Source organism: Pedobacter sp. 01N416 (assembly GCF_056399685.1).
Genome location: NZ_JBFTRT010001050.1, coordinates 1 through 566, shown reverse-complemented (window position 1 = coordinate 566; position 566 = coordinate 1). Strand labels below are relative to the sequence as shown.

Below are 566 nucleotides of genomic sequence, written 5' to 3'. Positions count from 1 at the left end.
GGTTCTCGACTACGTTGCACTCCGCTCGAAATGACGACATTTGAAGGGTAAACAAAAAAACCGTCGACTAATTAAAGTCAACGGTTCAATTTGTACAGGGATGAGAAAAATTATTTCTTAGGTTTTGCGCTCATGTAAAAAGTAAGCTTTCCGCCGTTGGTGATATCGGCATGTTTAATTTTATGATCGGTAATTTCTTTGCCGTTCAATAAAACTTTTTCTACATAAACATTTTTATCGCTTTGTTTAATGGCCTCAACAGTAAATGTTTTACCGTTTTCTAAATTAATTACTGCGTTGTTAACCAATGGACTGCCTAATGAATATACATCAGAACCTGGTGCTACCGGATAAAAACCTAACGAAGAGAACATATACCAGGCGCTCATCTGCCCGCAATCATCATTTCCACCCAAACCATCGGCTGTAGGTTTGTACTGCATGTTTAAGATGTGACGGATCTGCGCCTGCGTTTTCCATGGCTGATCGGTCCAGTTGTAAAGGTAAGCGATATGGTGTGCAGGTTCGTTACCATGTACATATCCGCCAATAATACCTTATACCTT

Annotated in this window: 1 pseudogene; it reads right to left on the bottom strand. The window is 39.9% G+C overall.

Annotation, left to right across the window (positions count from 1 at the left end):
• Positions 1–110: 110 nt before the first annotated feature.
• Positions 111–557 (bottom strand): annotated as a pseudogene (locus tag AC1DND_RS29175) (glycoside hydrolase domain-containing protein); the annotation flags it as partial.
• Positions 558–566: the final 9 nt, after the last annotated feature.